Origin of the sequence: Spirosoma validum, from assembly GCF_014699035.1 — a bacterium.
Taxonomy (GTDB): Bacteria; Bacteroidota; Bacteroidia; order Cytophagales; family Spirosomataceae; genus Spirosoma; species Spirosoma validum.
The window spans coordinates 273617-296562 of record NZ_JACXAA010000007.1 but is presented as its reverse complement, the minus strand read 5'-3'; the positions used below and the strand labels follow the sequence as shown (position 1 = coordinate 296562).

16 protein-coding genes are annotated in these 22946 nt (G+C 48.1%); 7 read left to right on the top strand and 9 right to left on the bottom strand.

Going from position 1 to position 22946, the window contains the following annotated elements; genetic code table 11:
• Positions 1-975: an AAA family ATPase gene (locus IC230_RS19840; RefSeq protein WP_191040780.1), complete on the top strand. Its 975-nt coding sequence runs from the start codon at positions 1-3 to the stop codon at positions 973-975.
• Entirely contained in the window at positions 972-5153 is a 4182-nt protein-coding gene (locus IC230_RS34665; protein ID WP_191040779.1) for a tetratricopeptide repeat protein, read from the top strand. Before IC230_RS19840 ends, IC230_RS34665 begins: the two co-directional genes overlap by 4 nt.
• Positions 5154-5232: 79 nt before the next feature.
• Here IC230_RS34665 and IC230_RS19830 read toward each other — a convergent pair whose 3' ends face one another.
• Positions 5233-5613: a DUF779 domain-containing protein gene (locus tag IC230_RS19830; protein WP_191040778.1), complete on the bottom strand. Its 381-nt coding sequence runs from the start codon at positions 5611-5613 to the stop codon at positions 5233-5235.
• 113 nt (positions 5614-5726) lie between these two features.
• The gene (locus IC230_RS19825; protein WP_191040777.1) at positions 5727-7250 is read right to left on the bottom strand and encodes an aldehyde dehydrogenase family protein; all 1524 of its coding nucleotides are present in this window, start codon (positions 7248-7250) and stop codon (positions 5727-5729) included.
• Between the two features lie 115 nt (positions 7251-7365).
• On the opposite strand from IC230_RS19825, the gene IC230_RS19820 reads away from it, so the two are divergent.
• Complete coding sequence (locus IC230_RS19820) at positions 7366-8301, top strand: AraC family transcriptional regulator (protein WP_191040776.1); 936 nt, start codon at positions 7366-7368, stop codon at positions 8299-8301.
• A 361-nt stretch (positions 8302-8662) separates the two neighbouring features.
• Here IC230_RS19820 and IC230_RS19815 read toward each other — a convergent pair whose 3' ends face one another.
• Positions 8663-9061: a response regulator gene (locus IC230_RS19815; protein ID WP_191040775.1), complete on the bottom strand. Its 399-nt coding sequence runs from the start codon at positions 9059-9061 to the stop codon at positions 8663-8665.
• 222 nt (positions 9062-9283) lie between these two features.
• The gene (locus tag IC230_RS19810; RefSeq protein ID WP_191040774.1) at positions 9284-10579 is read right to left on the bottom strand and encodes a sensor histidine kinase; all 1296 of its coding nucleotides are present in this window, start codon (positions 10577-10579) and stop codon (positions 9284-9286) included.
• A gap of 215 nt (positions 10580-10794) precedes the next feature.
• Between IC230_RS19810 and IC230_RS19805 the strand changes: the two genes are divergently transcribed.
• The 3 genes from IC230_RS19805 to IC230_RS19795 all read left to right on the top strand — a co-directional run bounded on the left by IC230_RS19805 (position 10795) and on the right by IC230_RS19795 (position 13174).
• A complete protein-coding gene (locus tag IC230_RS19805; protein WP_191040773.1) occupies positions 10795-10989 on the top strand; it encodes a hypothetical protein in 195 nt (64 codons plus the stop codon).
• A gap of 398 nt (positions 10990-11387) precedes the next feature.
• The gene (locus IC230_RS19800; RefSeq protein ID WP_191040772.1) at positions 11388-11816 is read left to right on the top strand and encodes a DJ-1/PfpI family protein; all 429 of its coding nucleotides are present in this window, start codon (positions 11388-11390) and stop codon (positions 11814-11816) included.
• A gap of 584 nt (positions 11817-12400) precedes the next feature.
• The gene (locus IC230_RS19795; RefSeq protein WP_191040771.1) at positions 12401-13174 is read left to right on the top strand and encodes a hypothetical protein; all 774 of its coding nucleotides are present in this window, start codon (positions 12401-12403) and stop codon (positions 13172-13174) included.
• A 284-nt stretch (positions 13175-13458) separates the two neighbouring features.
• On the opposite strand, the gene IC230_RS19790 is transcribed toward IC230_RS19795, so the two are convergent.
• Positions 13459-13794, bottom strand: a complete 336-nt coding sequence (locus IC230_RS19790) for a hypothetical protein (protein ID WP_191040770.1) — start codon at positions 13792-13794, stop codon at positions 13459-13461.
• A 127-nt stretch (positions 13795-13921) separates the two neighbouring features.
• Positions 13922-14317 (bottom strand): hypothetical protein, encoded by a 396-nt coding sequence (locus IC230_RS19785; protein WP_191040769.1) that lies wholly within the window; start codon positions 14315-14317, stop codon positions 13922-13924.
• A gap of 964 nt (positions 14318-15281) precedes the next feature.
• Here IC230_RS19785 and IC230_RS19780 point away from each other — a divergent pair.
• Positions 15282-15992: a DUF2461 domain-containing protein gene (locus IC230_RS19780; RefSeq protein ID WP_191040768.1), complete on the top strand. Its 711-nt coding sequence runs from the start codon at positions 15282-15284 to the stop codon at positions 15990-15992.
• Positions 15993-16064: 72 nt separating this feature from the next.
• Here IC230_RS19780 and IC230_RS19775 read toward each other — a convergent pair whose 3' ends face one another.
• From IC230_RS19775 to gltB, 3 genes are read right to left on the bottom strand one after another with little or no spacing between them, the layout of a single operon-like run.
• On the bottom strand, positions 16065-17555 hold the full coding sequence (locus IC230_RS19775; RefSeq protein WP_191040767.1) for a glutamate synthase subunit beta: 1491 nt from the start codon (positions 17553-17555) through the stop codon (positions 16065-16067).
• A 3-nt stretch (positions 17556-17558) separates the two neighbouring features.
• A complete protein-coding gene (locus IC230_RS19770) occupies positions 17559-17984 on the bottom strand; it encodes a DUF29 domain-containing protein (RefSeq protein WP_191040766.1) in 426 nt (141 codons plus the stop codon).
• Between the two features lie 46 nt (positions 17985-18030).
• Entirely contained in the window at positions 18031-22605 is a 4575-nt protein-coding gene (gene gltB, locus IC230_RS19765; RefSeq protein WP_191040765.1) for a glutamate synthase large subunit, read from the bottom strand.
• Between the last annotated feature and the right edge of the window lie 341 nt (positions 22606-22946).

Sequence of the window (22946 nt, the reverse complement as noted above, 5' to 3'; positions counted from 1 at the left end):
ATGCCGATTACACTCCGCCGTATTCCTGTTGATCTGAACCCATCGAATTATTTGATGGATAGCCGTCTGCAACGGGCGGTAGAGCTGGCCATTGCCCTGGACAAACCGTTGCTGGTGAGTGGCGAACCCGGAACGGGCAAAACGCAGCTGGCCCGCCACGTAGCACATGTACTGGCCGAACAGACGCAGGGAACCGAAGCGGCTTTCTTACCCGAACCAATTGAGTTTTATACCAAATCGACTTCGGCGGCAACGGATTTATTTTATACCTATGATGCGGTGAGTCACTTTCGAAGCAAAGAGCTGACCGACACCAGTGCCTTTATGGATTTCACCGCGCTGGGTCGTGCCCGGGTACTGGCGCACGGACGTACCAGTGTATCGCTACGTAATCCACGTATCCAGCCGTTATTGGATCGCTGCGTTGGATTAGACGACAAACCACGTAGCAGTGTCGTGCTGATTGATGAGGTCGATAAGGCTCCCCGCGAGTTTCCGAATGATTTACTTAACGAGATGGAATCAGGGGCGTTCCGGATTCGGGAACTCGATTTTTCGCTGAAAAAAGCGCAAAACGACGCGCGGGTTGTGGTGATTCTGACCTCTAATTTTGAGAAGAGTTTGCCCAATGCTTTCCTGCGACGTTGCGTGTTTTATCACATCCCATTTCCCGACGACGACCAGCTGTTAGACATTGTCAACCTACGGCTGGGACTTAGTCAGTCGCCCGTGGTGCGAGAAGCACTGCGTCGTTTTCGGGCTTTTCGCGACCAGGCGCGGCAAGCGTCGAGCCGGGTGCCGTCTACAGCTGAGTTTCTTGACTGGCTGCGCGTACTTAATGCCGATGGAGTGCTAACCGATGGTACGTTTCCCCCGGCACCGACCCACCCCAATCGGGCGCTTTACGAATCGTCGCTGGTGGTTCTCCAAAAGGATGGACCGGTTACGGATAAAACCAATCCCTTACTGGCGTGATACCCGCCGAAACCAACCGAAACGTAACGGTCTGGCCGCTGGCTGACCTCTTCGAGGCTTTACGCCGGGAAGGGTTTCAACTGCGCCCTGATGATTACCTGGAAATTGTTCAGGTGCTCAATACGTTTCAACCCCAGTCACATACAGATTTACAGGCGCTGATTGCTCCCCTGCTTGTCGTTAGCGATGAAGAGCAGGAGAAGTTTGATCGGATTTTCGAGCAGGTCTGGCAGCAGGAAGGCCTAAAACCGCATGCTGTTGAACCGAAACCGGAAAACGTTAAGCCCGAAGGAAACATCCCCTGGCTTTGGGTAGCAGTCGCGCTGCTAAGTTCGCTGATTGCTGTATACGTAGCGTTTCTCTGGCCTGGCCCGGCGTTCCGGTCTGACATACGACTGGTTTCTGAATCGACAGGACCTATCGAGGTAGGTGATACGCTTGTTTTCGGCGTCGATTCATCTTTACGTCAGGCGGCTGGACCTAGGGCGCGCTGGCAATGGGAAATGCCGGATGGCAAACCGTACCCACGGGCGAACGAACCGGAATTGCCCGTTATCGCCCAACGTAGCGGTCCGCTTGTGGTAAATCTGCGAAGCCAGCGCGGTACGGGCCTTTGGCTCACGACCTGGACGGATAGCCTGCGCGGAGTGGAGCATCCGATTTGCGATAAACTGCCCGTCATTCAGATTGATAGTGTCCGGTTAAAGAGCCCATCGGGTAAGGCTAGTTACCGGTTCAGGGCGCGGATAGTTCAGTCATCATCGGCGGTTCAACTCACACAATGGCGGTTTGATGGAAGTGTAGTTGCTCAAAACCAGACGGAATGGGAACGTACCTTTTCGATCGGTAAAACGCCTGTTTATCATGGTATAAGTTTTGAAGCCATTCCCGATACGTCGCAACGACTTTGTTTTGGAGAAGCTAAACTGACGGTTGGCATTCTGGGGACAAGCGAACCGCCCTTTACACTTGATGTGCGGCAGACAGGGAAATTAATCGTTCCACAAACACAGCTTGACCGGCGATATTATTGGGCGCTCTGGGCACTGGGTATACTAATCGTTCTGCTAATCGGCTACTACCTCTGGATGGTTGTTCGTGATCGGATGAATAAAGATTCCGAAAAGCCTGAATCACCCGATCCCGACAACCCATTGGCGCGGTTTACCAGCGACAAGCCGCCTTTAGAAATCCCGCTCGAAAACCGCGATGCTGACTTAATTACCCGTGATCAGTCGTTTTATCAACTAGTACGTACGCTTCGCCAACCGACCGAAGGTGAAATCCAGCGGTTGCACGTTAGCCGGACCATGCAGGCAACCATGCGCGAAGGGGGCTTCCCGACGCTGGTTTTTCAGCCCCACATGATGGAAACGGAATACCTGTTCCTGATTGATCGGAGCCAGATACGTAGTCAGCAGGTGGCTTTGTTCGACTACCTGTTTCGGACATTTGTCCAGGAAAACGTTTGTGTCGAGCGGTTCTTCTTCCAGAAAACTTTTGACCTCTTTACCAATGAAAAGCAGACAAAGGGCCTAACGTTACGTCAACTGGCCAATACGTATCGTCAGCATACACTGATCATCTGGAGCAATGGATATCCGCTGCTGTACCCGCCCTATCCCGTGGTGGAACCTGCCATTCGGGAAGCGCTGACCGACTGGGAGTCTCGGGCTATTCTGACGCCCATTCCCTTTGCTGACTGGGGATCAAAAGAACGGGCGTTACAGACCGATTTTTTATTGCTGCCCGCTGATTTGACCGGCCAACTTCGGCTGATTCAGGCGCTTAACGAAAAACAAACGTATCAAAATTCGTATCTGAGTCAGCAAAAAGATGAGCTGTATTCGACGGAATACGTTGAATTCCAGGAAATAGACGAGCTGCGTGATTACTTAGGCGACGATCTGTTTCAGTGGCTGGCAGCGGTAGCCGTTTATCCTCGGATACGGTGGGAAGTTGTTGTTGAAATGGGACGGGCGCTTCTGCCGCCGGAAGCGGTTAACTTCACAAACCTGCTTAAGCTGGCCCGTATCAGCTGGATGCATGAGGGCAGTTTTCCTGATTATACACGGCTGGAACTGCTCAAAGCATTACGTCCGGAAAACGAAGCGAAAGCCCGACAGACGCTGTTACGTATGCTTACATACGCAGAACAGTATTTTCCGGGCGAGCGCTTTTATGACGGCGAGAAATACCTGCTTCAAACCATTAATCAATTCACGCTCTACGCCCATAACGCCGATACGTTCGCCGATTACCAACCTGCGCAGGAAGCGTTTAAAAAACTCTACGAACAGGGACTTTTCCCCGATGGAGCCGCACTACGTTACCTCGAAAATCCTGACAATAACTGGACAACACTGCTCCCTGCCGAAAAGAAGTCGATAACCACAAAATCACCTGAGAGCACATCGCTTCAGTCGTACTTTGATAATCTGTCAGTTTCCCAATCAGACGAACCTGACCAACCTGTTAATAAACCGATCAAGCGCGATCCCAGGCGGATATATTTGCTGGGAGCAATTTTGCTGGCGTTACTTACACTGGCAGGTGTGTGGTACGTATCGTCTCAACCGCAAAACCAGGTTCAGGACGTGAATCAGTCGATTCCTATCACCATTGTTCTTGAACCGAATGCCTGTATAACCGCTCGGAATACGAGCGTTACCGACCAGCCTCGATGGACAGTCTTTCTCAACGATTCGCTTTATAGCATCAGCAATCTGTACGCAACGCGCTCATTTTCGCTCAATAATCTGGCGTCGGGCATGTTCACAGATTTTGACGGCAAAACAAGCGTAACCCATTTACGCGCAAGTGTAACTGTAAAAGATACAACAGGAGGGGAGCAAACTACATCGGTGCCATTAACGCGCGATACGTTGCAGGTGCGAATAACTTGCCCGGTACCAGCAACGGTAGTTTCCAACACGACCAGTACCAGCGCTACTACATCCAGACTCCGGGTCTCGGTAGAATATACGAATCCGACTGCAGCTAATTTCGGCAGAATTCAAGCGTTTATGAACTCGTTAGAGGCTGACACTACGTATCAGTTTATACGACCTCTGAAGCCAGCCATTTTTACCGGTCGTTCGCAGGTTCGTTATTTCCGATCCAGCGACCAGCCCGCAGCACAGGCGTTGGCTTTACGGGCCAGTCGGGCATTGGGAATACCGGTAGGCACCCAGCTAACGAAAGACAAACGCTCACCCCTTACTCATCTGGAGGTGTGGGTGAATAATGGCGTTGCTTCGCAGCGGTTCACGTGTCAAACCATTTCAACAAGTTGGGTTAATCAATTTAATGGATGGCAGGCGGGAGTTAATGGATATACGTATACGCTTTACGTTTCAGGAAATATGGTCACTATGAACGCCGAGTCTCCCATTAACTCTACAATTGGCTCCAGCGCACTTGGTCAAGGGCAGCTTGGAAGTGTTGAAAGTATCTGTCGATCCAATGGTGTGTATTTAGTGAATCTGGCAAGTCGTATAGGAAGGACACTTGTTTTTCGAAGCGTTGGTCGTACTTCCTGCAATCTAGCCATTGTTGACCTGAATACGAACCAACTCAATGGGTCACAAGGGCAGGTTTATTTCAACAAACTCGTTCAAAGCGCGAGTTTTAGCCGGTATACACCACCTAACCCATCCAAAAGCAAAGCAGCTAAAGCAAACCCTTTACAGCAAACGGCTCCGACCGGAAATGATTATAACCCGAATATAAGTCAGACGAATATGGCCGTGCAGACACCCATTCAGTCGGCAACGGATAACTTACGAGTTGAATCGGCGAATACGAAAGACGAAACCCTACAAAACGGCATTAACGCCTACCGACGCGGTCAATACGTCGAAGCCATTACGTTGTATGATCAGTTTCTGGCGAATAACCCAAATAATGCTTACGTACTGAATTTGAAAGGATACTCGCAGTTCAAGCTCCGACAATATGATCAGGCTGTTACTACGCTTCTATCGGCGACAAAAGCAGACCCTAACTATGCATGGGCTTATTTTGATTTAGCCCGCGTTTATTGCGCGATGGGTAGATCGTCGGAGGCAAACCAGGCCAGAGAACAGGCTATTGGCCTACGGTCCGACATGCAGACAATCATGCAGAATGACAAAGAGTTTATGGACTTGTGCGGGCGGGGAGCGACGGCCAAGTAAAACAAACCCCTAAATCTCCTAGAGGGGACTTTGCTCAAAAGTAGACAAAGTCCCCTCTAGGAGATTTAGGGGTTTTTGCTTACACCTCTTCCAGCGGGCCGATATGCACCGGTGTCAGACTTTCCATTTCTTCCGGCTCGAATAACCGCGAGCGAATCAGAAACCGAACACCCATCGGAATTTCGAGCGAGAAACTGGCCCCGCGTCCGGGCGTTACATCGATGGTCAGATGCGTATGCTGCCAGTACTCGAACTGATCACCTGACATCCAGAAGTCACAGCCATAAATCTGTCCCAGCCACACATCCGACGAGCCGATGATGAAATCACCGACCGCGTAGCACATAGGCGAGGAGCCATCGCAACAACCGCCACTCTGATGAAACATCAGTGGCCCATGCTGTTGGCGGAGTTTGTCAATAACCTCGGCAGCCGCCGGAGTAAGGTCGATACGATCCATAGATAGGAGGGGAGGAAGGGGAGTAGAGGGGTAAAAGGGAGGAGAGGAAAACAATCTAAATTTTTTCTCCCTTTCGTCCCTCTACTCCCCTTCCTCCCTCTCTTCCCAATTAATTAAAAGAATCCTAGTTTTTTCTTGCTGTACGAAATCAGGATGTTTTTGGTCTGACGATAGTGGTTGAGCATCATGTGGTGATTCTCTCGTCCGAAGCCTGATTTCTTGTAGCCGCCAAACGGTGCGTGCGCTGGGTAGTTGTGGTAGCAGTTGACCCATACGCGGCCCGCCTGGATCTGACGGGGAATCTGATACAGCTCGTGGGCATCACGCGTCCACAGACCTGCACCCAGACCGTACAACGTATCGTTGGCCATGGCAATCGCTTCGTCGGTGTCTTTGAACGTAGTGACGGAAACCACGGGACCGAAGATTTCTTCCTGGAAAATCCGCATTTTGTTGTTACCCTTGAAAATGGTCGGCTCAATGTAATAACCGTTTTCGAGGCCACTGTTCTGTTTGAAAGCGCCACCGCCCGTTAGTACTTCAGCCCCTTCTTTTTTGCCGATGTCGATGTACGACAGGATTTTCTCGTACTGATCGTTGCTGGCCTGGGCTCCCATCATCGTTTCGGGATCGAGCGGGTGTCCGACTTTAATGGCTTTGGTACGTTGGATAACGCGTTCAATAAACCGGTCGTATGCTTTTTCGTGAATCAGCAATCGCGATGGACAGGTACAGATTTCCCCCTGATTCAAGGCAAACATGACCGCACCTTCTACGCACTTGTCGAAGAACTCGTCGTCGGCATCGGCAATCGACTCCATGAATACGTTCGGCGATTTGCCCCCCAGCTCCATCGTAACGGGAATCAGGTTTTCCGAAGCATACTGCATAATTAACCGGCCCGTCGTGGTTTCGCCCGTAAAGGCAACTTTTGCAACCCGCTTCGACTGGGCCAGCGGCTTACCCGCTTCAGGGCCGAATCCATTGACAATGTTGACCACGCCTGGCGGAATTAATCCTTCGAGGATTTCCATCAGAACCAGAATAGACGTAGGCGTTTGCTCGGCTGGCTTCATCACTACGCAGCAGCCAGCCGCCAGCGCAGGCGCTAGTTTCCAGGTAGCCATTAGCAACGGGAAGTTCCAGGGTATAATTTGCCCAACGACACCAATGGGTTCTTTAACAATGAGTGATACTGTATCGGCATCTAATTCAGCCAGACTGCCTTCTTCAGCTCGAATCACACCGGCAAAATAGCGGAAGTGATCGACGACCAGCGGCAAGTCGGCCGCCACCGTTTCGCGAACGGCTTTCCCATTCTCAACGGTTTCGACGCGGGCCAGGAACTCCAGATTCTGCTCAATGACATCTGCAATCTTCAATAGCATGTTACTCCGTTCGGTTGCCGACGTGCGCGACCAGGCAGGGAACGCTTTGTGAGCGGCATCGAGTGCCAATTCGATATCAGCCGCTTTGGAACGAGGTACTTTAGCGATCAAACTATCGTCCATCGGCGAATGATTCGCAAAATATTCTCCGTCGACCGGGGCTACCCACTTGCCACCAATGTAGTTTTCATATTGGGTCTTGAACATTGGACGGGGCAAAATCTTGCTCGGTGCTTCTGCAGTCTGCATTTGTGAAACAAGTTTATGTGAGGTAATAGGTTTTTTTACAAATTTTGCTGTAATTGTACAAACATAGTTGCGTTATAGTCTTAAATACTTGCGAAATCGTCTTATCTTCTAACGAATGAAAAAAGCAGGAAAAGTAGTTAAGAATGAAGCTGTTAGTGCCTGGGGCGCCCACCTGGATACGCTTGTTGAGAATAAATTAACGCTGACCCATGATGAAGCCGAATTGCACCTGTACGAGACGTTTCAGCAAGCTCAACTTATTCAATTGCGTTTTAATGCGCCCGTAATGACCAGCATGTTAAGCGGCCGTAAGGTGATGCATTTACGGGAGATGGCCCCGTTTAATTATCAACCCGGTGAGTCACTGCTGTTACCCTCAGATCGGCTGATGCAGATCGATTTTCCCGACGCTACGTTCGAAGATCCTACCCGCTGTCTGGCGCTGACAATTTCGGACGAGTTCATTCAGGAAGTCGTTTCCGAACTCAACGAACAGGTACCCCGCGTTGAAACGTCCGACCAATGGCAGCTGGATACAGATAATTATTTACTACAAAACGATCCTGAGATAAGCTCACTTATCGATAAATTGATTCGTCTGTTTCGCGAGAATAATCCGTTTAAGCCGTTTTTTGTCAAGAATACCCTTCGTGAGTTGATTGTCCGGCTTTCGCAAACGCAGGTACGTACGGGTCTACTCCAGCAGACAAGCCAGCACCTAACGAAGAACCGGCTGGCTTACGTAGTCGCTTACATTCGCGAGAATTTGACTCGGGCACTTTCAGTTGAAGAGCTTTGCGATAAAGCCTGCTTGTCTAAATCCCATTTCTTCCGGCTTTTCAAAAGCGAGTTGGGTGTATCGCCGGTGCAATTCGTTCTGACTGAGCGCATTCGTCTGGCTAAGGCAATTCTAAGTAATCCCGCTAAAAGTATTACAGATGCTTGCTACGAATCAGGATTCAACAGCCTAACGCATTTTAGCAATGCCTTCCGTTCAATCGAGCATATATCCCCCAGGCAGTTTAAGCGTCAGCTCTTCGGATTGAATTGACATAGAACGCAGATTTTACGATGTTGCGATTTAAACTAACCAGACCATGGGCTAAAGATACCATGCATGATCGCCTTTCTTTATTGTCTGGAAGCTGGGTCTCATCCGCATCTCTGCCTCTTCTATCTACCAAATTTTCCAAAATAGGACAATGAGGGCGGCTAGGAATCGCTTCGGCAAGTAACTTCAACAGAATCCAGCACTAGGCCAAGCATTTTTTTGAAGCATTACCGACAGTGGGTAAGTACCGATAGCTACCTGTTGGCAACATGAACCCGGCTTACATAACCAACACACGCCGGACGTAGCCGCAAGCAATCTATTATACGCTATACAATTACTCTTGCAGGATTGTAAACGATTAGGATTTGCTGGCATGTTGGCAGGCGGCTAATAGCGTCTCGGTAAGGGCATTAAAATCCGTAGATTTTGTCAAAAAGCTCGTTGCCCCGGCTTCATAAAAACTACTGATTTCCGAATGAGACGCATCCGCACTCATCATCACCACAGGGATAGACCAATAGTTGGTTTGATGCTTTAAGGCAACCAGGGTTTGATACCCGCTTAACTGGGGCATATGCTGGTCAAGGAGTACTAGATTAGGTTTTTCATCCATTAGTGGCAAGGTATCCAAAAAAGCCTGGCCATTCACGAACAAACGTAACGAATAGGCGGGTATGTACCGCTCAAAGATCGATTCCACCAGAAAGCGGTAATCAGCGGTATCATCTACGAGGCAAACTTGGGGAACGGCATTCATACAGTTGGGCTGCACCGCGGACGGTCGCCGATGCTGTTCTCAATTAAGTCAAGGTTGACCGCAACTGCGGTCCGACTGTATAACCTCTAGAATGAAGTTTCCGTAATGATTATGTTTTATAATGAGGCAAAGGCTTAAAAGTACAACTGCCTGTACCCTTGTTCTGTACTGGTCCAACGGTTATAGACCAGGGCTATAGGATGCGATAAGTACAAATTAAGATTAATCGATACCAGAAGTTGACGCTTGATTCGACAGAAACCGAATGCGAACTAAAGTCCCTTTTCCTAGAGCACTTTCAATATCCATGCTTGCCTGGAGTAATTCACAGAGCTTTTTGACAATAAATAACCCTAACCCTTCACTTTCCTTTTGGTGGCTGGCCGCAGGGGTTTTCAGCGCTTCGGTCGTTGGAGGCTCCTGGAGCGGATACTCATCAGGTCCATCGGATTGATGGGCACTGGTCAGCTCACTAAGTGGTTTTAACTGCTCGGCTAACAAACCGGTCGGGCTATTAGGATTGTAGCCAGGACCCGAATCCTGCACACTTAGAATCCACCGGGTCTCATTTTCCTGAGCCCAGGACACATTTACCCAGCCCGATTTGGTATACTTGAGGGCATTATAGAGTAAGTTTTGCAGGATGCGCTGAACTTTGACGGCATCAGAGTGTACGGGCAGACTGTCAGGTCCATCCCCTTGTAAGATCAGATTGCGATGCTCAACCAAGGGTTGGGACAGATCGACGCATTCCCGCACTAAAGTGGCTGCATCAAAGGCGGTGATGTCTAGCTTATCCTGACCCGCTTCGATGCGGGCATAATCGGTTAGCTGAAGCAGCATATCGCCGATAGAAGTCAGGTTCCGATTCAGCATGTCTACATACTTTTCCCGCTCCTGCTCCGTGTTCGGCAACTTAAGCAGGGTAACAGCGCCCGTCAAGATGCCAAAGCTTGAGCGCAAATCATGCGAGTTGTGGCGCAGGTGCTCGCCCTGTTGTTTGCTCAACTGCTGGAGCTTGCCCAGAGACTCTTGCAAACTGTTGGCTTGTTCGGCTGCGTTGGTCTGACGTAGTTGGTCATAATAGAGCACACTACCTCGGGTACTTTCCGCTTGCAGCTTAAACACCTGGCGATAGATTTGGGAGAGCGCATACCCGGAGAGCTGGCTATGTTGCTGCTGAAAGGCCTGTACTTCATCCAGTACGACCCAGTACAGATGCTCGAACTCGGTCAGCAGTTCGGACAGAGAATAGCCGCGTTGCCATCGGTGGAGCCCATGTCCACCTGCCACGTCAAGGGGATCTGCTTCCTGTTTTTCTCCTCGTAAGCGTTGGGCTAAGATATTAAGTAAAGCCGGTACCTGGTCATTAAATTCTTCGCGGGCAAAGCCTATTTTGCTGTTCAGATTTTGGTCTTCCTGGCAGCGGGTGCGCCATTTGTTGAGGACGGTTTCCCGGCGTATATCCAGATACTCTACCAGCAGATGGATCAGTTTTTCAGCTTGGGACTTGGGCATTATGCATGTTTTGTGAAGGGCTGGCTCAACCCGCTTTCAGTGAGCAGTAAGCCCACCAATCTAACTGCTCAATAATATATTTGTTATGAATCCTTTAGGGTAGTAGTAAGGCATGTGAAGCTCATAAACAACCGTATTGTTGCAATTATAGCCTGGTTGATTACCCTCACAAATACCTGAATAGGTTAGGTGGTAATTAAAGGGTACCTTTGGCTATGAGCCAACCCATATATACCGCTATTCCTGATACGTCTGATAATAACTATTGGACAATAAAGTCAGTAGCCGGCAGTGTTCGCAGCACAACGTTTGTGCCTAAGGATAAGGAACTACACCAGCAATTGCGGGTTAAAGCGTGGGCCGTTATTCAGGCTTCGCTTAGAAAGAGTAACCGAAAGGTAAGCTACTAGATCATACTCCACAGCGATTCATTTTTAGGTCTAAACCCTATGCTCCAGAACCTTTTTGTCGGTTCTGGAGCATAGGCGTGTACTTGTTTTGGGAAAAATAAGCTGATAAATGTCGAAAACAAACAAGCCTGCACACACGGTTTATGGCTACGCATGACTTATCCAACTGCTAGATGTGTGACTTCTTCTGCTGAGCCTGCTGACCGTGGCCGCTGTGGTGGCTCACTACCACCATACCATTCATACCATTGAGGTAGAGTATCAGTAAAAGCTGCTTTTACAAAAGCAGACTTAGTCGGCGGATTTGCAACGTAGTAATAGGGAGTTGTTAGTCGAGAATAGAGCGCTGAGAAAACAAAGTATTTGGTTTCAGCTTGAGAGGCTATTGGCTGGTTTAAATGAATTATTCACCCTTTACTAGGGTAACTTACGCTAAAACAAAGCTAGTCCCTAGCAGAAACTGGTTGTTTGGTTCTTCAACGTATCAAAAGCAAGACACCGTTTATCTATTCGTTTTTGATGGCTATGCGAATTGGGAACCGACCTACGCTACTATCGGACTAACCAAGTTCAGTCTCTATCGGGTCAAGACATTTATCGTAGACGAGCACCCCATTTGTTCAATGGGAGGCTTAAGCCTTCAACCTGATTTAACGATAGAAGAAGTTGATTTAAGCCGAATCAATTTGTTAATCCTACCGGGAGGATACAACGTTTGTGAAAAAGGGAACAATCAGCAGGTAGTCACCCTCGTCAAGCAACTCATCCAACAGCAAACACAAGTGGCTGTTATCTGTGGAGCGACGACCATTTCTAGAGGGCACTAAGCATCCAGTAATGCTAAAGAGCACCTGAACGGAGTAGTGGCAGGCTATACAGGGGATGACGTATACCAAGATAGGATGAGTATAGCTGATCCGCATTGCCACTCGGACTTTTGCAACAGCTACGTTAGTTACACAGTAACTCTCCAATAAGAAGACTGTCAGGCTACTTTGATCCCTAATTAGGCATTGACTTTTTACACGATATAAGTAATTTGACAGGCAAATTTATTGGTTGAAATTTCACTGTATCGGTGGCCCGCTTATATCTTTATATCTTAATGATTTTTATGGCATTGGCCATCCAAACTGCACCTGTTACTCAAGCTTCTAATTAGAGTTATAATTTTTAGATGAAATCGAATCAGAAATTTCTCCTCATTGCTCCGTGGGACTACCAGCTATACGTAGTAATTGAGAAAAATCTTAGACATTTAGGTTACCAAGTAACGGTTGTTCACAATAATGATTATCCGTTTAGATTAAACGATTTACTAATTAAACTAAAATATAAAGTAAGGAAAATCTTTTCGAGTCATAAAGACGATAATCGGAAATTATACAATCTATATTTAGACGAAAAGAGAATGTCTTTGATTAAGTCAAATAAAAAGTATGATATATGCTTAGTAATCAGAGCGGATGTTTTTTCTAAGAATCTGTTACATGAAGCCAAAAAAAGAAGCAGTAAATTTATTTCTTTTTTTTACGATGGTCTGACGTTCAATCAACATATACTGTCCCTTATACCCCTTTTTGATCACTTTTACATATTCGATAAAACGGAATTGTATGCATTCAAAGAGCATAATGTTAAGTACGCTCCCAACTTTTACTTTGATTATCCAGAACTCAATAATACTACTGATTATAGAGGAAATAAAATTTATTACATTAGTTCTTATAATTCCTGCCGCATAGAAATCATTGAGTCTTTTTACAAATACATCACTCAGCGGATATCACCGGTGCAGTTTGATTTAATCTATACTAGCGAAAACGAACATGAGCTTACCGAGTCTGTAAAGCAGTATTTCAATTGCACTCAAACGCTCGTTCCTTACCAAGAACAGTTGAAGTTGATTCAACATACCGAGATAATTCTAGACTTTAAAATGACATTTCACTCGGGTTTTTCATTTAGAATTTTTGATGGAATTAAATTGAGGAAAAAAGTTATTACCACAAATCCATTTGTTATTAATGAAGACTTTTATCATCCTAATAATTTCTTTGTATTAAATCAAAACAATGAACATGGGCTGGATGACTTTTTAAAACGAGCTTACGTTCCACTTGATGAAAGAATTAGGGCAAAGTATTCATTCGAAAGCTGGTTAAAGACAGTGACCGACTATTAATATCAATTGATTCTTCTTTATGCGTGGCAAGCTTATGTAGTCGAAACGGGCATTTATTATGTTGGCCAGGTCCAAGCTTCACTTTTTCAAACAGGCTCACAGCGCTACTTGTCTATAAATTCATAATCTGTATTCGATTCAGAGGCAATGCTCAAGTTGGCTCTCGTCGGCCTGAGGTCGACCCTGGCACGTAAATAAGCTCTGCTTCAGTGGTGGTGATGCTACGTACGCTTAGTTGAGGATGTCTCTGGGCGAGCGTGAAGGGTAGTCCAGAGGGTGAATGGTTATTCCAGGAGGTCAAGCAAAGCCTTCACCTCTCTAACCCGATCTTTCAGCCTGTTTAGTGCCTTTTCTTTTCCCTCACCTGTTAAAGTAAATTCGGTTGCCTTTTCTTTTTGTAAATCAGCCAGGTCCGCATTCGATTGAAGGTTGTCATAAGTCGTGCTCAATAGTTCTCGTTGCCCCTTATCTAATCCAGGATAAAGCCTGGCCATTGATTCGACCGACTCATAAATAGAGAGAAAGTGACTAGTGATCACATTGTTAGCTTGCTGGGGTTTCAAGGCTAAAAAGGTATTAATCTCTGTAAAAAGTGACTGCTTTTGGTGAGGAGCTTCCATTGTTATTGAGTGGTTATCTTCACGAGTTAACAGAAAATGAGGCTTAATGTTGAAAAACTGTCTATGTAGGCCCGTTCGACTTCTTTAACTAACAAGCTTTGCTTTGAAGCTTATCAAGTATGCCGAATCAGACCTTAAAGCGAACGTCTTTGGTGATTGCGGCTAGCGTCAAACCCAGTAAGGCTCCCATTGCTCCCCAGCCAATATCAGCCCAGCTAAATGCCCGTTCCGGCAGCAACAACTGCCCTACTTCAGCCAAGGTAACTAATGCCGTTAATAACAGCCACGTAGCCAACCAGCGCGCTATATTCTGAGATGGACCCACGATTGGTAACAGGCCAGCGCAATACCCCAGCAGAATTAAGGGTACCCCCGTTCGAATGTCTCGAAACTCTTCCATGTCGCCCCAGCTGGCTAACCAGTCTGGAACAAACCCAGCTTTCCCCAGATGGGGATCGGGCATCCAACTTAAATAAAGAACCAAGGATACGATAAGCAGGATGAGGAGGTAAATGAATCGCATCCGACAAAATAACGAATGATGGGTCAATAATGAGCCATATAAGTCGAATTGCTGAAGTAAATTGACAAGGTTGAGCGAGCGATTGGGTAAGTGTTAGGGCTACTCTCGCTGATCCTGGCTCCAACGGGATTGCCAAGGGCTACGTTATCGTATCTGGTTGGTGTGGTGTTATGCGGGAAATTAACCGATGGCTGTTTACATTGGCTAAGCGAAAGGAGTAATAGCCAACCTAATATTGCATCATGCGTAGGTTTTACTCGATGTGGTCAGGGTTAAATCAGGCTAATTCTTAGGTGGCAAGGTGGTAAAGTCTATATTGGGGGCTTTACCACCTTGCCACCCAGAAAAAGTATAGTTCACGATTAATCGACTTAATTATCCATTGCCTGTGCCATTTGATTACAAATCTCCAATAAGGCAAACTATCCAGAGGCTTTTTGGAATCGTTTACACACTGGATATCGACTAAAGGCGTTTTGCTATAGGCACAATCATCTATAGCTGAGGTGGGCCGGTTTAGCTGGACACTTTGTCATTTAGAGTTTGAGTGAAATTAGCTTGGTAATACTGATTCTCAAAATTAATCGGTGATTGATAGCCTAAGGCCGAACAGCTCATCGTGTGCATCCTGCAAGCTATCAAAGCAACCGTCTTCTAATAATTCAGCTTTCAGACGGCCGTTTCGGAGGTCCAATCCACAAGGATTCTGCATGGGCATCACTCCGGCGACACAGTCTGATAAGGAGTGTCTTTCTCGTCCACACTCTGTCGGCAAGCCAGTATGAAAAATGATTGCCAATTCGGTAAGAAACAACAAGCGACAAAGCGCGAAACCGTTAACTTAGATTCATCAATTAATTAAAACGGCGGTACAAACCGCAAAAATTAATCCTTATCTGTACCTTATTTTTCTGCCTATAAGATATTGTTCTGAAAATCAGAAACTTATACAGTAGTTATAGTTATGACAAAACAATCTGCTTCTAAAGCTGCCTTTACAGTGTCTACGCTGGAGTTCATGCGTGAACTCGTCCAAAACAACAATCGAGAGTGGTTTCAGGCTAATCGTCCCCGTTATGAGTCAGCCAAAGCCGAACTATGCGGAGTAACGGAGCGAGTATTGATGGGATTAAGCCCATTTGAACCTCTGGCCAACACGTCGGTAAAGGATTGCATATTTCGTATCAATCGCGATATACGGTTTTCAAAAGATAAAGCTCCGTATAAATCAAATCTGGCGTTTGCTATCGGTCCCGGTGGGCGCCACTCGGGACGGATCGATTACTACGTCCATATTCAGCCGGATAACCAGTCTTTTTTGGGAGCGGGAATGTGGCAGCCAACTCCAGCTAACCTCGCCAAATTTCGACAGGAGATCGACTATAATGTCCAGGAATTAAAAGACATTATCGAAGCCGACGAATTCAAAACCTATTTTCCAGAGGCATCCGGCGAGGTGATGAAAACATCGCCTAAAGGCTACCCGGCTGACCATCCTGAAATTGATCTGTTACGTCGAAAGGAGCTGTTTTTCCTGCACCGTTACTCTGATAAAGATGTGCTAAAACCCAACTTTGCGGACGAAATTGTGCGCGGTTGCCGAATCATCAAACCCTATTGCGACCTGTTGAATTACCTCTTTTTTGACGAAAAAGAAGAGCCGGTTAGCTTGTAAACAGGAAACCATAAAAAAGCCGCTCCGATTTTCGGAGCGGCTTTTTTATGGGAGAGAATTTTTGAGATGAATCTATTCAACAGCGATCATCGAAACTGCTTTGGCTTCGAGCAGGGTTTCACCCATCAGGTAGCAGTCAGCAGCACGAGCGGCTTCGCGACCCTCCGATATGGCCCACACCACGAGTGATTGACCCCGGCGCATGTCGCCAGCAGCAAAAACTTTAGGGTTGGTTGTCGCCTGGTACTTGTTCGCTTTTACGTTACCTCGCTCGTCATATTCAACACCCAGGTCATCGAGTAAACCGTTATGCTGTGGGTGTAGGAAACCAGCGGCTAAAAGAGCCAATTCGCAGGGAATATCGCGTTCGGAACCGGGTAGTTCGACCATCTGCATCCGGCCATTCTGGTTTTCCCAGGTCAGGTCAACGATACGTAGTGCTGTCAGATTTCCATCTTCATCACCAATGAATTCCTTGGTATTGATCGACCAGTGACGTTCGCAGCCTTCTTCGTGAGATGTGCTGGTACGTAACATCATCGGCCAGTTTGGCCAGGGCGTATTTTCAGCCCGATCTTTAGGCGGCATCGGCATTAGTTCAATCTGGGTGACACTTGTGGCCCCGTGCCGATTCGACGTACCAACGCAGTCAGAACCTGTATCGCCACCACCAATAACCACTACGTTCTTGCCAGTGGCCCAAATATCACCGTCGCCGTATTTTTCACCACGATGGTCAACGTCAACAGTACGACCAGCGTTACGTTTGTTCTGCTGACTCAGGAATTCCATCGCCGGATAAACCCCTTTCAGGTTACGTCCTTTAATGGGTAGATCACGCGGAACGGTTGATCCGCCGGTCAGCATGATCAGATCGAACTGCTCCAGTAAATCTTTTGCTTTCAGATCAACACCTACGTTTACACCCGTTTTGAACGTAATGCCTTCGGCTTCCATGACGGCCAGACGGCGATCGATGGTCCATTTTTCGAGTTTGAAATCCGGAATGCCATACCGTAATAGTCCGCCAGCCTGATCTGCTCGCTCAAAAACCGTTACCGTATGGCCCGCTTTATTCATCTGAGCCGCAGCGGCTAATCCGGCAGGTCCGGAACCTACAACCGCTACACTTTTGCCGGTACGCTCTTTGGGTACTTTAGGCGTTACGTAGCCATGTTCAAAAGCGACTTCGGCTATTGACTTTTCAATAAACTCAATGGCAACCGGTGGTTTGTTGATGCCCAATACGCACGAAGCTTCGCAGGGAGCCGGACAAATACGCCCAGTAAACTCCGGGAAGTTATTCGTCGAACTCAGGATTTCATACGCGTAAGCCCAGTTCTGCTCATATACCGCATCATTAAACTCGGGAATAATGTTTCCGAGCGGACAACCGCTGTGACAAAAAGGCGTGCCACAGTCCATACAACGGGCTGCCTGCCGTTGTGAGTCCTTCTCCGAATGCGGTACTTCAATTTCTTTATAATCGTGAATCCGCTGTTGCGGGTCGCGCTTTTTCGGAAGTTCGCGCGCAAATTCTAAAAATCCGGTAGGTTTTCCCATTCGTTACAGTGTATACTGTTTATCAAATACATCAGCCCAGGTTAATTCCTCATTCTTGGTAGAAAGACCTGTTTCTGTCTCAGCTTCTTCGCAGGCTTCGTTGAAAGCTTTCTCCCAAATACTGTGAATAAACTCTGCATTCAGCGATGGCGTATATTCTCGTAAGCTACTAATCTCGTAACGGGCACTTTTTATCGTCAAAAGCCAACTACGGGATCGCTTGTCCGGTTGAATACGCCACTTTAAAATATGCATCATCAGTCGAATAAGCTGACTCTGCAACGCTCGCTTTTCTGAACGCGCCATCGTTTCAATTAACTGCGTCAACCCTTCTTCTACGTCTGTCAGGTTTCCTGCATCGAAGGATTGTTTGATTTCCTGAGCAGCCAGTAATTCGGAATGTGACGTAATTTCTTCCCAGTTTTTCATAGCATAGCGCGCTTGCCTAAGCTAAAGATACGAGAAATTAGACAAATTACCCGTGCGTTACGTCGACGGTTATATCCTGATAAACGATGTTTTTGTCGCGAATCTGATCGGCCAATGAGATGCCCCGACCAGCCAGTGCCTGCCGGAAATCGCCGGGCATCACTTTCACAAACTGACCAATAAGGTTATCCCAATCCTGAATCAGCGCGAGCGCTACGTTACTGGTGGTATACTGGAAATGTTTGTCGACGTATTCCCGGACGATACCCTGATCTTCGTCGTTGAGCGGCTCCAGGCTAACCATTTCGCCGTTGACTTTAGAGGCAAACGTGCCATCCTGATCCCAGACGTAAGCTACACCGCCCGACATTCCGGCTGCGAAGTTGCGCCCCGTTTTGCCCAGGATGATAGCCAGTCCACCCGTCATGTATTCAAGCCCGTGATCACCGACACCTTCGACAACGACTTTGGAACCGGAATTCCGAACGCAGAAACGCTCTCCTGCCATACCGCGAATGAATGCTTCGCCCGACGTAGCGCCGTAAAACGATACGTTCCCGACGATGCTGTTTTCTTCCGGCTGGAATTGAGCCGTTCGGTCAGGGTACACAATCAGTTGGGCTCCGCAAAGACCTTTGCCGAAATAATCGTTGGCGTCACCTTCAAGTTCGAGTTTAATACCACTCGTGCTGAACGCGCCGAAGCTCTGACCCGCCGTACCCCGCAATTTCACATGAATGGTGCTTTCGGGTAGACCGGGACCACCGTAGACTTTCGAAATTTCGTTCGATAACATGGTACCGATACTTCGGTCAATGTTCTGTACGGTAAACTCGCCATAAACGGTTTCTGCGGATTGCAGAGCAGGTTGAGCCAACTCGATTAGCTTCCGGTCGAGAACGTCATCCAGGTAATGATTCTGTTCTTCCTGCTTGTAGAGTGCTACGTCGAGCGTGGTTGGCTGTTTGTACAGCAGCGCGTCGAGATTAACGTTCTTGTATTTCCAGTGGGGCAGGTTGTCGCGCAGTTCGAGCATTTGTGCCTGGCCAACCATTTCGTTGATAGTACGGAAACCCAGTTCAGCCATGATCTCGCGCAACTCCATTGCCAGGAACGTAAACATGTTCACGACGTGTTCAGGCTTACCCGTAAATAAAGCGCGGAGTTCTTTGTTCTGCGTCGCTACACCCACTGGACACGTATTGAGGTGACACTTCCGCATCATGATACAGCCCGTAGCAACCAGTGCAGCTGTAGCAACGCCGAACTCTTCAGCGCCGAGCAGGGCGGCAATCGCCAGGTCGCGACCCGTACGCATCTGTCCGTCGGCTTGTACGGTTACGCGTCCACGGAGTTTATTTTTAACTAATGTCTGATGTGCTTCCGCTAAGCCTAATTCCCAGGGTAGACCCGCGTGACGGATGGAGGATAGGGGAGACGCACCGGTTCCGCCATCGTGTCCTGAGATCAGGATGTGATCAGCGTGTGCTTTAGCTACCCCAGCGGCAATCGTTCCTACCCCCGCTTCCGATACCAGTTTAACACTGATTCGGGCATCACGGTTAGCGTTTTTAAGATCGGAGATCAGCTGAGCTAAATCCTCAATTGAGTAGATGTCGTGGTGGGGCGGTGGCGAAATCAGGCCCACACCAGGCGTCGAATGACGGGTACGACCAATCCAGTCATCGACTTTGAAACCGGGTAACTGACCCCCTTCACCGGGTTTAGCACCCTGCGCCATCTTGATTTGCAGTTCACGCGCATTCGTCAGGTAATAACTCGTTACGCCGAAACGTCCCGAAGCTACCTGTTTGATGCCGGAATTCATACTATCGCCATTTTCGAGCGGCTTGTAACGCAGTTCGTCTTCACCCCCTTCGCCGGAGTTGCTTTTTCCGCCGATGCGGTTCATGGCAATTGCCAGCGTCGTGTGAGCTTCCCACGAAATCGAGCCGAACGACATGGCTCCCGTCGCAAAGCGTTTGAAGATGCTTTCGATGGGTTCAACCTCATCAATAGGAACAGGCGTACCTTTCCTGAATTTCAGTAAACCACGTAACGTAATGGCGTTCTGCGTCTGGTCGTCAATGAGTTTCGAATACTTCTTGAAGATTGAGTAATCGTTCTTCTTGGTCGACTGTTGAAGCAGGTGAATGGTATCGGGATTGAAAATATGTTTTTCACCCCGTTGCTTCCACTGATAAATACCACCGACTTCCAGACGCGGAATTGATACCGGCATATCCGGGAACGCGACACAGTGCCGAACCAGAATCTCGCGGGCAATCTCATCGAGACCCATACCGCCGATGCGCGAAACAGTTCCTGTAAAGTAGCGGCTTACTACGTCCTGATTCAGGCCCAGGCACTCAAAAATCATGGCACCCTGATACGATTGCAGGGTAGAGATGCCCATCTTCGAGAAGATTTTGAGCAACTCTCCATTGACCGCCTTAACGTAATTCTTGAAGAGTTTGTCGAGGTCGTAATCAACGGTTAGCAACCCCTTATCTTTCATGCTGGCAATCGTCTCGAAAGCCATATAGGGATTCACACCCGACGCACCGTAGCCAATCAGTGTTGCTACGTGGTGAGTTTCCCAGACATCGCCCGCTTCGACCACAATACCAACTTTACCCCGCAAGCCCTGACGAATCAGGTAATGGTGAATAGCCGACGTAGCCAGCAGCGATGGAATTGGCGCATGACTCGAATCAATAGCCCGGTCAGAGAGCACCAGAATCGAGTATCCGTCCTGAATGGCATCTTCGGCATAGCGGCAGATACGGTCAAGAGCACGTTCGAGCGATTTGCCATCTCCGTCAGCTGTGAACAGGCAGTTGATGGTTTTGGCCTGGAACTTAGGCTTATCGATAAACCGCAGTTTGTCAAATTCTTTTGTGGTCAGTACGGGCTGCTCCAGTTCAACCTGGCGGCAGTGTTCGGGCGACTCACTCAACAAGTTATACGTAGCGCCAACAAACGAGATCAGTGACATGATGGCCCGCTCCCGAATCGAGTCAATCGGCGGATTGGTTACCTGCGCGAACAACTGCTTGAAGTAATGGCTCATGTGCTGGCTCTGCTCCGACAAGATCGCCAGGGGCACGTCGGTGCCCATAGAACCAAGCGCTTCCTTACCCGTTTCGACCATCGGGGCCAGAATCATTCGTAGATCTTCCGACGTAAAGCCAAAGGCCTGCTGCATGCGTAGCAACTTAGCCGGATCATACGGATTGTACGACCGAATCGGGGCTTCCAGATCCTGAATCTTAATCTTATTGGTGTCGAGCCATTCCTGGTAAGGACGACGTGCGCAGATTTCGGCTTTGATTTCCTCGTCCGAAACAATACGTCCCTGTTCCATATCAACCAGGAACATTTTGCCGGGTTGCAAGCGACCTTTTGACACAACGATAGCGGGATCGATGTCCAGCACCCCCACTTCCGACGCCATAATCACAACATCATCATTGGTAACCCAGAAGCGTGACGGACGCAAGCCATTCCGGTCGAGCGTAGCGCCAACGATACGTCCATCCGTAAACGAAATTGACGCAGGGCCATCCCAGGGCTCGATCAGCGCAGCATGGAATTCATAGAACGCCTTCCGAACCGGGTCCATGTGCTCGTTGCCATCCCAGGCTTCCGGAACGAGCATCATCATCACGTGCGGTAGCGACCGGCCACTCATAACCAGCAGCTCGATGGCATTATCGAGATTGGCCGAGTCGGATTGTTTCGGGTCGCAGATGGGTAACAGCATGTCCATCTCCTCTTGCGTGAACTTAGACGACTTGAGCAGACCTTCAGCGGCTTTCATCCAGTTGACGTTTCCGCGTACCGTATTGATTTCGCCGTTGTGGGCAATATAACGGAACGGTTGGGCCAGTTTCCAGGATGGGAACGTGTTCGTTGAAAAACGAGAGTGCACAACCCCAATGGCAGAAACAACCTCGTCGTTCTGGAGATCCGGAAAATACGGTTCCAGTTGGAGGGTTGTCAGCTGGCCTTTATACGTAATAGTACGGCAGGAGAGTGACGAAAAGTAGAAATGGTCAACACCCGCAATGGTTTCATTAATAATACGAGTACTGTAATTCCGGAGAATGTATAATTTACGCTCAAAATCGTCAGCATTAGTGATGTCGGCGGGGCGTTTGATAAACACCTGCTCCATTTGTGGCTCTGCTGAGCGTGAGCCATTACCCAGATCACTGTTATTGACCGGCACTACCCGATAGCACAATAATTCTAACCCGAGTCGCTTCATCTTGCGGTTCAATACCGCGCGACATTCTTCACGGAGCCATACGTCTTTCGGGAAATACACCATACCTACGCCATATTCGAGCGCAGGAGGTAGATGAACGCCCAGCTTACGGGTTTCATCAACGAAAAACTCGTGAGGAATCTGGATGAGCAAGCCCGCTCCATCGCCGGAGTTAGGCTCAGACCCAACAGCGCCCCTGTGTTCCATCCGCCGAAGCATCTGGAGAGCATCCGATACAATTTTGTGAGACTTGCGTCCTTTGATATGGGCTACAAAGCCGATACCGCAGTTATCGTGTTCAAACTCGGGGCGGTAAAGACCCGCTAGTTGGTCAACCTGATCAGACATGGTCGTAACAGTGTTGGATGGGGCTTCTGGTTCAAGGCTTCTCTTTGTGAGAATCGCAAAAAACAGGGCCGATTATTAAGAAAATCTAAATTAATCAAGTAGCCCGGCGTAAAATTTAATCCGGAGATGGTAGTCGGGCTGAAGGGCGTTTGTGACAAAGTCACGCAATATACTACCAAAAAAATTCGGCAAAAACACCTTTTGCCGGAATTTAATACTAAATGGTTCTAATTGTGAATTTGATTATAATTCTTCTTGAAAAGTGAATAGATTACCGGAAATATAGAATCATTTTAGCTTTAATAGTACTATAAATCATCCGAAAATAACACAATCGAGAG